Raw genomic sequence first — 11,641 nt, forward strand, 5'->3', positions numbered from 1 at the left:
TCCATGCGGAGAATTGCGACTGCATCGCCTTTAAATACCCTTAATCATAGCACATTCTGAATGAGGCAGACAACCGACTGGGCTGCAATTCCTTCGCCGCGCCCCGTAAAGCCAAGCTGTTCTGTCGTCGTTGCCTTCACATTGATTTTCGTTACATCCGCTTCCAGCACCTGAGCAATCCGTTCCTGCATTTGCGGGATATAAGGAAGCATCTTCGGCTTCTGCGCAATAATCGTGCAGTCTAGATTACCCAGTCCATACCCAGCATCTTTGGCCATCACCCAGATTTCCTCCAGCAGCTTCACGCTATCGGCATCCTTGAACCGTTCATCTGTATCCGGAAAATGCTTGCCAATATCCCCAAGACCGAGTGCGCCAAGAATGGCATCACTAATGGCATGAAGCAGCACATCCGCATCTGAATGCCCTAGAAGCCCTTTCTCATATGGAATCGTAATCCCCCCGATAATGCACGGTCTTCCCTCTACCAGTTGATGTACATCAAAGCCTTGTCCAACTCGAATCATTGCTGTTCCTCCCTCATTTGCTGTAACCAGAACTCTGCCGATACCAGGTCGTCTGGCGTCGTAATTTTGATATTCGTATAATCCCCTTCAACGACATACACGGGCAATCCTAGTCGCTCGACCAACATAGAATCATCGGTCCCGACGAACTGCTCCCGCTGCGCCTCTTCATGCGCTCTAACCACAACCGCATAGCGAAAAGCCTGTGGGGTCTGGATAGCCCACAAGCTGCGGCGGTCTGGCGTATGTTCGATTCGACCTGCTTCATTCACCTGTTTGATCGTATCCTTCACCTGTACAGCAAGGACGGCTGCCCCATGACGCACCGCTGCCTCATAACAAGCGCGAACCCGCTCCTCCGTCACAAAAGGACGAACCCCATCATGGATAAAGACCCAATCGGCATTCAGAGCGAGCAGCCCTTGATAGACCGAAAATTGACGCTCCGCTCCACCTGCGACGATTTTTGTTATTTTCTGAAGACCATAGGTCTTAATCCACTCTGTACAACGTTCAACATCCTGCGCGCCGACGACGAGTACAATCTCATCGATCAGTGTCATCTGTTCGAATTGCAGCAGCGTATGGACAAGAATCGGTTTCCCTTCCAGCAGCAAATATTGCTTGCTCTCCGGTGTCCCCATCCTTGAACCTTTCCCCGCAGCGACGATGACTGCGCCAACTCGATTGTTCATGTATATCCCTGCCTTGCTATCTCGCATAGTTTGATCTACCTTATAGATTCGACACATGCGATCAACAACCCTTTTTTTAACCAGGTTCGAAGCCAAATCCTAACTTTGTGAGGTATATTATTGGGCTTTTTCCAACAATTTCGGCTTTGCGAAGATCATCCGGCCTGCAGAAGTCTGCAGCACACTTGTCACGAGCACTTCCATCGTCGTCCCTATATACTCTCGTCCACCCTCGACAACGATCATCGTGCCATCATCTAAGTAAGCTACGCCTTGACCGTGCTCCTTACCATCTTTGATCACTTGAACGATAATTTCTTCACCAGGCAATACAACCGGCTTCACAGCGTTAGCCAAATCATTAATATTAAGTACGGATACCCCTTGCAGTTCACACACTTTGTTCAAATTGAAATCATTCGTAACCACTTTACCCTGGAGAACTTTGGCCAGCTTCACAAGCTTGCTATCCACCTCGGAGATTTCATCAAAATCGCCTTCGTAGATCAGCACTTTTACTTCAAGCTCTTTCTGAATTTTGTTCAGAATATCCAGCCCTCTACGCCCCCGATTCCGCTTCAACAGGTCCGACGAATCGGCGATATGCTGAAGTTCCTCGAGTACGAATTCTGGGATAACAATGGTGCCCTCAATAAAGCCTGTCTTGCAAATGTCTGCAATCCGTCCGTCAATAATGACGCTGGTATCCAGAATCTTATGTTCCTCATTCCCACGATCAGGCCGACTTTCTCCACTGCCGCCTCTTCCTCGGGTGATAATTGCTACAAGCTCTTCTCTCCGTTGCAGTCCTAGCCATAACCCTGCAGCACCACAGGCCAATGTCAGAACAATGCTCATTACATTACCAAGCGATTCTACGATCGGCTCTAACAGGTAAGCCACACCTAATCCACCAACAAGTCCAAGAAATGCAGCAAATACGTGTTCAAAAGGAAGGCTTGTTACCTTATCAAGTCCAGTCCGAACCCGGCTCAAGACCGAATCCCCACCTAGTGAAAATAAGACCAAAAATACCGTCATACTGATACCCATAAATAACACAGTTCCAACCAGTGCACTTGCATCACCGAACAACGATTGCAGCCAATCTGTCGTCTGGATTCCTGCGAGTGAGTACACCACAAATCCAACCCAAGCCCCTAACAACAACCATAGGGTTTGTATTCCTTTTTTTAACATAAGATTCACCTCCTTTACAATTATGGTCCAAATTCATCCAAGCTAATCTTTACAGATAGAACTTTTTTCATTGATAACTGGTAATTCATTCACTTATAATTGAGTTAAATTCGGATTCGACATTTAAGATTGTAATCAAGAATACTAATAAATCGAGGTGTATACACATGAGTGAGTCGACTTTACAAGCGTTTCAGGAGCAGGTCTCCGAATTGTTACTACGTCACCGCAGTCTCTTGGATGTTCTCTCGAAATATGGCCAGTCCAACGCATCGGTTAATCGTTCTGTCGTGAAAGCGGTTACGGAATGCGGATGTATCGAACTGAATGCAAGCAAGCAATCTTATCCGGAGGAAATAACGCAGACCAATCATCAGCTTTCAAGCCATTTGAACGGCCAACTCTGCGAGAATTGCAGAGAAGTGGTTACCGCCGAACTCGGTAGGAACTTATTCTACATGTCGGCATTATGTAACTTACTTGATGTGAAAATGAATGATGTCGTACAGAGTGAGTCCAAGAAATGCTCCACGCTCGGATTTTTCAATTTATCGTAGTCCCATCAGACTGATATAAAAAAAAAGCATTTATTTCAGATCTCCTTGGAGAACGAAATAAATGCTTTTTATTTGAGTAAATCAGCTATTTAGTTGATCAGAACGCGAAGCCTCTTCTGCCTTGGAGGCTGCACGCTTGTTTTTACGTCGCTTGGTGAATACCAACTCAACGTTTTTTTTTAAGCCATACAACGCATAGAATGCGAGCGGGATAAGAATCAATTTCGGCGTCTGTGCCGGGAACCTAAGGGCAAGAAATAAAGCTATAATAATAACGATCGGAGCGATCCAGAGTGCCTTCTTAGGGATTCCAACCTTCTTGAAGTTCGGATATTTCACACGGCTAACCATCAGATACGACAGCAATAACGAACTAATCACAAGATAAGGTGTAGCAAGATCTGCATGGAACAACGCTAATGTACATAGAACGCCACCCGCTGCCGGAATCGGAAGCCCGATGAAATAGCCTGGCGTACCCGATATAACGTTAAACCTTGCAAGACGTAGTGCACCACAAATCGGAAATATTGCCGTTACCGACCATGCGAGCAACGGGTTCAAATGCGTAAACGCAGTCACATACATAATAAAAGCTGGAGCTACACCAAAAGATATTACATCAGACAGGGAATCAAGCTCTTTCCCGAAATCACTCTGCACATTGAGTGCACGAGCGAAATGGCCGTCAAGCCCATCCATTAGCATAGCAATAATCACCATAATAGCGGCATAATCATTCTCACCGTTAAAGACTAATATGATGGAAATAATTCCGAGAACCAAGTTACTAATCGTAAACAAGTTCGGAATCGATTTTGTTATCATAGACTCACCTCATATTTACTATGCCCCAGTGTCATTCATTGATTGTATGACAATTTATATTTGTCTGTCAATAAACACCTGTTCTTGGATACGCTTAAGACCTTCCTTAATCGTACGGGCACGCACTTCACCAATTCCATCCACTTCATCCAATTCTTCGATCGTCGCCATGGTTACATGCGGCAGCTGGTAGAACCGCTGAACCAAGTTGTTTATGATGACATTCGGCAAGCGCGGAATTTTACTCAGGACGCGATAACCGCGTGGCGCAACCGATTCTTCCGTCATCAAGTTCGAAGATTGGTACCCTAATAATCGAATAATAAAATGTGCATCAAGCAGTTCATCTGAGCTGCACTTCTTAAGACATACGAAGATTTCCTTCAGCTTCTCCTCGGATATATCCTTCGCATAGTCTTTGATCAACAGCCTTGCATCTTCCTCGGTATTACCCACCAATTCTTCCATCTGCATACTAATCAAACGGCCCTCATTGCCTAACTCGTGAATGTATCGTTTAATCTCCTGCTTGATTCGAAGCGCCATTTCGAACCGCTGTACGACATGCACAACTTCCTGCAATGTAACCAGCTCTTCAAATTCAGAGGCTGTCAGGTTCGTCAGCGCTTGATTCAGCACTACTTTGTACCGCTCCAACGTCTGGATCGCTTGATTCGCTTTCGTTAAGATGACGCCAATTTCTTTGAGGGAATAACGTAAGTTCCCTTGATATAGGGTAATCACATTACGCCGTTGGGATATGGACACGACGAGCTTTCCCGTCTGCTTAGCCACCCGCTCCGCTGTACGATGTCTAATCCCTGTCTCAATGGAGGATATCGATGAATCCGGGATAAGCTGCGTATTGGCATAGAGGATTCTTTTTAAGTCTTCACTTAAAATGATCGCACCATCCATCTTCGCAAGCTCGTACAGATAGTTCGGCGAGAAATCACAGTTAATGGAGAATCCTCCATCTACGACTTCCATCACTTCCGGACTGTATCCAACAACGATTAATCCCCCGGTTTTCGCGCGAAGGACATTCTCCAGCCCATCCCGAAACGGTGTCCCTGGCGCTACCAATCGAAGAAGATCATTTACATTATCTTGTTGAACCGTTTCTTTCATTCTCTATTATGCCCCCTAACCTAATGCAGCTCTTAGCGCTTCCGCTACGGTGTTAACACCGATAATTTCGATCCCCTTGGGCGCTTTCCACCCCTTTATACTTTTCTCAGGCATAATCACACGCTTGAAGCCAAGCTTGTGTGCCTCTTTGACCCGTTGTTCCACACGTGATACGGCTCGCACTTCCCCTGTTAGTCCAATTTCACCGAAAAATACATCGTACGGCTGTGTTGGTGCATCCTTGAAACTTGACGCAATACTCACGGCAATCGCAAGGTCAACTGCAGGCTCATCGAGCTTAACGCCACCCGCAACATTCAAATAAGCATCCTGATTCTGCAAGAACATGCCCATTCGTTTCTCCAGCACCGCAATAATAAGCGACATTCGCTGGTGATCGACACCTGTCGACATTCGCCGTGGCGACGGGAAATTCGTCGAAGCTACCAAAGCTTGGAGTTCAACAAGAACTGGACGAGTTCCTTCCACACTAGCTACAACAGTCGATCCCGCGACCCCGAGAGGCCGTTCTGATAAGAACAACTCCGATGGGTTAGATACTTCCTCAAGCCCTGTTTCTTGCATCTCGAAAATGCCAATTTCATTGGTCGAACCGAATCGGTTCTTCACCGCACGCAGCAATCGGTATGTATGATGCCGCTCCCCTTCGAAATACAATACACAATCCACCATATGTTCCAATAAACGTGGCCCTGCGATCGCTCCTTCCTTGGTGACATGCCCCACGAGCACGGTCGCAATTCCCTTGACCTTAGCAATACGCATAAAATGCGCTGTACATTCACGAACTTGCGAGACACTACCAGGTGCCGAAGCTACAGAGGGTTGGTATACTGTCTGAATCGAGTCTATGACGAGGAAATCAGGCTGGATCTCATCGATAGCTTCCTCTATCTGCTCGAGATTCGTCTCACATAACACGAATAGTGACTCAGACAATGCATTTAATCGATCGGCACGCAGTCTTGTCTGGCGAACCGATTCCTCGCCCGATACATAGAGCACCTTGAGCCCCGCTATTGTAAGCGCATGTGACGTCTGCAGCAGCAGCGTGGATTTCCCAATGCCGGGATCACCGCCTACTAGGATTAATGATCCAGGAACAAATCCGCCGCCCAGAACACGATTAAGCTCAGTGATGTGTGTCTGAATGCGAGGTTCTTTACCACTCTCTATATGTATGATGGATTGGGCTTTTTCTTTCGTATGAAAAATGGGCGATTGCATCCCTTGCGTCTTGACTACTGTCTGGGTCTCTTCGACCATCGTATTCCAGCTCATGCAACCAGGACATTTGCCGAACCATTTCGCTGTCTCGTGACCGCATTCGGTACAATAAAATTTTGTTTTGACTTTCGCCATTTCGCTCTCCTAACTAACATTCATCTTTGGCGAAAAATGACTGTTTTCGCAAATTTCGTACTTCTTTCAATTTTACCATTTTTAATCATGGGAGAAAAGGAAAACCCGAAACCTTATAGGTTCCGGGTTCAATATTCGTAGAATACGTACGAAAAAGGTTATTTTAGTGATGCAGAACGACCAAATTGCCTTCCTGCTCATCAATAGTTAAGCTGTCACCCTTCGAAATTTTACCCATTAAGAGCTCTTCCGAGAGACGATCTTCAATATGTTTCTGAATCGCACGACGCAACGGACGTGCACCGTAAGCGGGATCAAACCCTTCCTTCGCGAGGAAAGCTTTCGCTTTGTCCGTCAACGTGAAGTCGACTTCTTGTTCCTTCAGTCGATGACGAAGATCTTCCGCCATGAGAGACACGATCTGTGCAATATTCTCTTCACTGAGCGAATGGAAAACAATGATCTCATCAATCCGGTTCAAGAACTCTGGACGGAAGCTCTTCTTCAGCTCGCCCATCACTTTATCCTTCATGTTGTTATAATCTTTGCCGGAGTCATTCGATGCGGTGAAGCCAAGGGTAGAATTACGCTTGATTGCCTCTGCACCGACGTTCGAAGTCAGAATGATCAACGTATTACGGAAATCTACGACACGGCCTTTAGAATCTGTAAGACGTCCATCCTCCAGTACCTGAAGCAAGATGTTAAACACTTCAGGGTGCGCTTTCTCAATTTCATCGAGCAACACAACCGAATATGGCTTGCGTCTAACTTTCTCCGTTAATTGACCGCCCTCTTCATAACCAACATATCCTGGAGGCGCTCCAACCAGACGTGATGTCGAATGTTTCTCCATATACTCGGACATATCGATCCGAATGACTGCATTCTCATCACCGAATAGGGACTCCGCTAGGGCACGTGCTAATTCTGTTTTACCGACCCCAGTAGGACCTAAGAAGATGAATGAGCCCATTGGACGTTTCGGATCCTTCAGACCTGCACGTGCACGACGTACCGCACGGCTGACAGCCTTAACCGCTTCTTCTTGACCGATGACACGCTCATGAAGAATGGATTCCATCTTGAGCAAACGCTCGGTCTCTTCTTCAGCTAACTTACGAACCGGAATTCCCGTCCAGCTCGCTACGATCTGCGCAATATCATCTGGCGTAACTTCCGAATCGGTGCGTCCTTGCTTTTCTTTCCACTGATTCTTCGTCAGATCCAGCTCTTCCCGCATCTTCTGCTCTGTATCGCGAAGTGCCGCTGCTTTCTCGAACTCTTGGCTCTGTACAGCTGCATCTTTTTCTTTACGAATATCTTCAAGACGATTCTCGAGCTGCTTCAAATTCGGCGGTACCGTATACGAATTCAGCCTTACCTTCGAACCTGCTTCATCGATCAAATCAATCGCTTTGTCCGGTAAGAACCGATCCGTGATGTAACGGTCTGACAATTTCACCGCTGCTTCAATGGCTTCATCTGTAATTTTCACCCGGTGGTGGGCTTCGTAACGGTCACGCAGTCCATGCAAGATTTGGATCGCTTCCTCTGGTGAAGGCTGATCTACCGTAATCGGCTGGAATCGACGTTCTAGTGCAGCATCTTTCTCAATGTACTTACGGTATTCATCGAGTGTCGTCGCACCGATACATTGCAGCTCACCCCGTGCTAGAGAAGGTTTGAGAATATTCGATGCGTCAATAGCGCCTTCTGCTCCGCCTGCACCGATTAAGGTATGAAGTTCATCTATGAATAGAATGATATTCCCTGCTTGGCGAATTTCGTCCATGATCTTCTTCAGACGATCTTCGAATTCCCCGCGATATTTGGTACCGGCTACGACGGAGCCCATATCCAAGGTCATAACACGCTTATCACGCAGCGTCTCAGGAATTTCGTTCTGGATAATACGTTGTGCAAGTCCTTCTGCAATCGCCGTCTTACCAACCCCTGGCTCCCCGATAAGAACCGGATTGTTCTTCGTTCTACGGCTCAAGACTTGAATCACGCGTTCAATTTCATTACTGCGGCCAATGACAGGATCTAAGTTCCCGTCTTTCGCAAATGCCGTTAAATCCCGCGCGAGTGAATCGAGCGTCGGTGTGCTGACATTCGCAGGTGTTCCATGATGACTCGATACAGCTTCGCTGCTGCCTAGGAGCTGCAACACTTGCTGACGCGCCTTATTTAAGCTAATGCCTAGATTATTGAGTACACGTGCTGCCACACCTTCGCCTTCGCGAATCAATCCAAGAAGGATATGTTCCGTGCCTACATACGTATGACCCAACTTACGTGCTTCGTCCATGGACAGTTCAATGACTTTCTTCGCACGAGGCGTATAAGCAATATTCGTTGGTTGCTCCTGTCCACGACCGATCAAAGATTCGACTTCGTCTTGAATCTTCTCAAGTCCCAGTCCAAGCGCAATCAAGGCTTTGGCTGCAATGCCTTCTCCTTCACGAATCAGTCCAAGAAGAATATGCTCCGTACCAATATTGTTGTGACCTAGACGCACGGCTTCTTCTTGCGCTAATGCCAATACTTTCTGTGCTCGCTCTGTAAATCTTCCAAACATCATATCTATACACCTCCGCTTAAACTAATTATAACTAGAATTTATGATTTAGAAAGCTTATCGCGAATTAATGCCGCGCGATAAATATCTCTTTCTTCTGTATTTAACTTGCGACCGTATACTTGCTGTAGAAACCCGGTCTGGGACATCACAATCAGTTCATTCAATACATCGGATGAAACATGATCGATTAGACCGAGATCTAGGCCAAGCCGAACATCGGATAGCCGTTGCGATGCCTCTTTCGAATCCATCACTTCCGCATGCGTTAGGATGCCGAAGGATCTCCGGATACGGTCTTTAATGCGAATCGGGGATTCAAGCATAATCTTCTCCCGCGCCGCTTTCTCATGTTCAATGATTTGTCTTGCCACACTATGCAAATTATCGATGATTTCCTTCTCGGATTGACCCAAGGTGATCTGATTCGATATCTGGAACAAGTTCCCGATCGATTCACTACCTTCACCATAGATACCTCGAACGGCTAGACCTACCTGTGTAATTGCCGGCAGCAATCGATTCATTTGTTGCGTTAAGACGAGAGCAGGCAGATGAATCATCACCGATGCCCGAATTCCAGTACCTACATTTGTAGGACAGCTGGTCAAATATCCGCGTGCCTCATCAAATGCATAATCTACTTGTTCTTCAAAAACATCGTCAATCCTGCTAGCGAGGTCCCAAGCTTCTTCTAATTGAAAGCCAGGGTAAAGACATTGTATACGAAGATGATCTTCTTCATTTATCATAATGCTAGCTGCTTCATTATCGCTAATAATAACAGCCCCATTACGGGATTCATTCGCCAAATTCGGACTAATCAGATGTTTCTCAACCAATACACGTTTATCGAGCTCACTCATATCGGCTAATAATACTTCGGAGAAGTTACCGATTTCCTTCATTCCTTTGACCTGCACCACTTGGCTTAATCGTTCCAGAATTTCTTTGGACTGCTGATTTGTTGCCAGCATCGGGAATGGAAGGTTATCCAAGTTACGCGCAATCCGAACGCGGCTGCTAATAACGATGTCTGAGTCTGGGCCTCTCCCACGCATCCATTCGCTTAATGCCTTCTCTGTGAATTTATGAGCTTCCATCCAACATCCCTCCACTGCACTATGACATGTTATCCTGCAGATATTCGTTTTTCCAGCTCCCGTATTTGATCACGGATTTGAGCAGCATCTTCAAACTCTTCGTGAATGATGCGGTATTGCAACTGCTTCTTTAATTCCTCAAGCTCTCGTTTGTTTTGAATTGAGCCTCCGCGACGTTTAGGAATTTTGCCGATGTGTTTGGTATTGCCGTGAACTCTTTTGAATAACGGGTCGAGACGATCCTCAAAATGCTTATAACATGAACTACATCCGAATCGTCCTATCTTGCTGAATTGTGAATAAGTTAATCCACATTCATCACAACGAATCGTCTGTGCTTTGGTACTCGTTGAACTGCCTTTACCTGTCGGATCAAAATCGAGCAATCCCGATAATAAGCTATGAATAGAGAACCCATTCGCTGTTCCCGGAATCAATTCGCCTTTCTCACGGGCACAAGATTCACAAATATGAAATTCCGTTTTCTCACCATTCACGATTTTCGTGAAATGCAATGTCGCAGGCTTCTTACCGCATTCTTGACAGACCATGTAAAGGACCTCCTTCGATCTAACTTACTACTTCTTATGCATCAGCAAAGATAACAGCATCGCGCGAAGCAGGCTCGCCCTGAGTTCGTCACGGAGCGGAAGCTTGATCACGAGCACATCGCGATTTACTGCAGCACGAAGCAGATTCGCTTCACGCCTTGTAATCATACGGGCTTCTTCTAATTGATAGATCAGCCCCTCCGCGGCCCCTTGTTCGATGCGGTCACCGATGGTGTGCCGTAGATGCTCTTGAATCGCCTGTTCCGCAGGCAATTGAATTCGTTGAATCCGTATATACCCGCCGCCTCCGCGTTTACTCTCTACAACATATCCCTTTTCGAGGGTGAATCGCGTGCTGATCACATAATTGATCTGTGACGGGACACATGAGAATTGATCGGCTAATTCATTGCGTTGAATTTCAATCATACTGCCCGGACTCTCATGCAGAATACTCTTCAGATATTGTTCTATAATATCAGAGATATTACGCATTGATTCATCCTCCATGGTGAAATGTAAAGGTCAAAACATTGACGTTTAGTTGACCTTGACTTTCTTTGACTTTATAAACATGATATCACTTTTCCCACACACTTTCAACATCTCTTCCCTCTTATTATTGTTGCATTTCTTATAAGAAATATACCCTTTACGCTTACCTTTGACATAATATATCATTCCATACCTCATCTGTACCTTGTTTTCAATTCAAATCCTTGGGATTTTCGTCATCCTATCAAAGCTGGGGATAATTTTGTTTTTAAAATAAAGTTATACATAAAGTTGAGTATGATTTGTTAATCATGTGGATGAGTTTGTGGATGGTGTGTATGATTCCGTGGATGATCCTGTTGAAAATATGTATATTATGTCGATCAAGCATTAATTAACATCTATCCACACTGTGGATAAATACTTTCGCATATTTTTGGATCACTAAGCTGTTGATAATGGCTACACTAATTAGAAGTTATCAACATAAAAAAGACCACCTTCGAGAACTGAATCTCAAAAGTGGTCTTTAGCTGCTTGGCATCGTCCTACTCTCCCAGGACCCTGCGGTCCAAGTACCATCGGCG

The 11,641-nt window shown here is 45.8% G+C and carries 11 protein-coding genes; 1 reads left to right on the top strand and 10 read right to left on the bottom strand.

What is annotated here, in order from left to right:
- Positions 1-44: 44 nt before the first annotated feature.
- The 3 genes from ispF to AC3WU2_RS29470 all read right to left on the bottom strand — a co-directional run bounded on the left by ispF (position 45) and on the right by AC3WU2_RS29470 (position 2,422).
- Positions 45-527 carry a 2-C-methyl-D-erythritol 2,4-cyclodiphosphate synthase gene (gene ispF, locus AC3WU2_RS29460; protein WP_379341701.1) on the bottom strand — a complete coding sequence of 161 codons (483 nt, stop codon included), beginning with the start codon at positions 525-527 and terminating at the stop codon, positions 45-47.
- Positions 524-1,222 (bottom strand): 2-C-methyl-D-erythritol 4-phosphate cytidylyltransferase, encoded by a 699-nt coding sequence (ispD, locus tag AC3WU2_RS29465; protein WP_492458407.1) that lies wholly within the window; start codon positions 1,220-1,222, stop codon positions 524-526. The genes ispF and ispD overlap by 4 nt, the downstream gene beginning before the upstream one ends.
- Before the next feature lie 117 nt (positions 1,223-1,339).
- Complete coding sequence (locus AC3WU2_RS29470; RefSeq protein ID WP_492458408.1) at positions 1,340-2,422, bottom strand: PIN/TRAM domain-containing protein; 1,083 nt, start codon at positions 2,420-2,422, stop codon at positions 1,340-1,342.
- A gap of 167 nt (positions 2,423-2,589) precedes the next feature.
- Here AC3WU2_RS29470 and AC3WU2_RS29475 point away from each other — a divergent pair, with 167 nt between their 5' ends.
- Positions 2,590-2,979 (top strand): nucleoside triphosphate pyrophosphohydrolase family protein, encoded by a 390-nt coding sequence (locus AC3WU2_RS29475; protein ID WP_018759738.1) that lies wholly within the window; start codon positions 2,590-2,592, stop codon positions 2,977-2,979.
- Positions 2,980-3,060: 81 nt separating this feature from the next.
- On the opposite strand, the gene pssA is transcribed toward AC3WU2_RS29475, so the two are convergent.
- From pssA to AC3WU2_RS29510, 7 genes are all read right to left on the bottom strand, one after another.
- Entirely contained in the window at positions 3,061-3,807 is a 747-nt protein-coding gene (gene pssA, locus AC3WU2_RS29480; RefSeq protein ID WP_018759739.1) for a CDP-diacylglycerol--serine O-phosphatidyltransferase, read from the bottom strand.
- Between the two features lie 54 nt (positions 3,808-3,861).
- Entirely contained in the window at positions 3,862-4,938 is a 1,077-nt protein-coding gene (disA, locus tag AC3WU2_RS29485) for a DNA integrity scanning diadenylate cyclase DisA (RefSeq protein ID WP_018759740.1), read from the bottom strand.
- A 15-nt stretch (positions 4,939-4,953) separates the two neighbouring features.
- Entirely contained in the window at positions 4,954-6,321 is a 1,368-nt protein-coding gene (gene radA / locus AC3WU2_RS29490; protein ID WP_492458410.1) for a DNA repair protein RadA, read from the bottom strand.
- Between the two features lie 163 nt (positions 6,322-6,484).
- Positions 6,485-8,908 (bottom strand): ATP-dependent protease ATP-binding subunit ClpC, encoded by a 2,424-nt coding sequence (gene clpC / locus AC3WU2_RS29495; protein WP_379341690.1) that lies wholly within the window; start codon positions 8,906-8,908, stop codon positions 6,485-6,487.
- A gap of 38 nt (positions 8,909-8,946) precedes the next feature.
- Positions 8,947-10,008 carry a protein-arginine kinase McsB gene (gene mcsB / locus AC3WU2_RS29500; protein ID WP_018759743.1) on the bottom strand — a complete coding sequence of 354 codons (1,062 nt, stop codon included), beginning with the start codon at positions 10,006-10,008 and terminating at the stop codon, positions 8,947-8,949.
- 29 nt (positions 10,009-10,037) lie between these two features.
- Complete coding sequence (gene mcsA / locus AC3WU2_RS29505) at positions 10,038-10,559, bottom strand: protein-arginine kinase activator protein McsA (RefSeq protein ID WP_018759744.1); 522 nt, start codon at positions 10,557-10,559, stop codon at positions 10,038-10,040.
- 27 nt (positions 10,560-10,586) lie between these two features.
- On the bottom strand, positions 10,587-11,054 hold the full coding sequence (locus tag AC3WU2_RS29510) for a CtsR family transcriptional regulator (protein WP_018759745.1): 468 nt from the start codon (positions 11,052-11,054) through the stop codon (positions 10,587-10,589).
- Between the last annotated feature and the right edge of the window lie 587 nt (positions 11,055-11,641).

Source organism: Paenibacillus sp. EB106-05-06-XG162 (assembly GCF_058791655.1).

Excerpts from the sequence above, each read along its gene's own strand:
- ispF (WP_379341701.1), bottom strand. The coding sequence starts at position 527 with ATGATTCGAGTTGGACAAGGCTTTGATGTACATCAACTGGTAGAGGGA.
- ispD (WP_492458407.1), bottom strand. The coding sequence starts at position 1,222 with ATGAACAATCGAGTTGGCGCAGTCATCGTCGCTGCGGGGAAAGGTTCA.
- AC3WU2_RS29470 (WP_492458408.1), bottom strand. The coding sequence starts at position 2,422 with ATGTTAAAAAAAGGAATACAAACCCTATGGTTGTTGTTAGGGGCTTGG.
- AC3WU2_RS29475 (WP_018759738.1), top strand. The coding sequence starts at position 2,590 with ATGAGTGAGTCGACTTTACAAGCGTTTCAGGAGCAGGTCTCCGAATTG.
- pssA (WP_018759739.1), bottom strand. The coding sequence starts at position 3,807 with ATGATAACAAAATCGATTCCGAACTTGTTTACGATTAGTAACTTGGTT.
- disA (WP_018759740.1), bottom strand. The coding sequence starts at position 4,938 with ATGAAAGAAACGGTTCAACAAGATAATGTAAATGATCTTCTTCGATTG.
- radA (WP_492458410.1), bottom strand. The coding sequence starts at position 6,321 with ATGGCGAAAGTCAAAACAAAATTTTATTGTACCGAATGCGGTCACGAG.
- clpC (WP_379341690.1), bottom strand. The coding sequence starts at position 8,908 with ATGATGTTTGGAAGATTTACAGAGCGAGCACAGAAAGTATTGGCATTA.
- mcsB (WP_018759743.1), bottom strand. The coding sequence starts at position 10,008 with ATGGAAGCTCATAAATTCACAGAGAAGGCATTAAGCGAATGGATGCGT.
- mcsA (WP_018759744.1), bottom strand. The coding sequence starts at position 10,559 with ATGGTCTGTCAAGAATGCGGTAAGAAGCCTGCGACATTGCATTTCACG.
- AC3WU2_RS29510 (WP_018759745.1), bottom strand. The coding sequence starts at position 11,054 with ATGCGTAATATCTCTGATATTATAGAACAATATCTGAAGAGTATTCTG.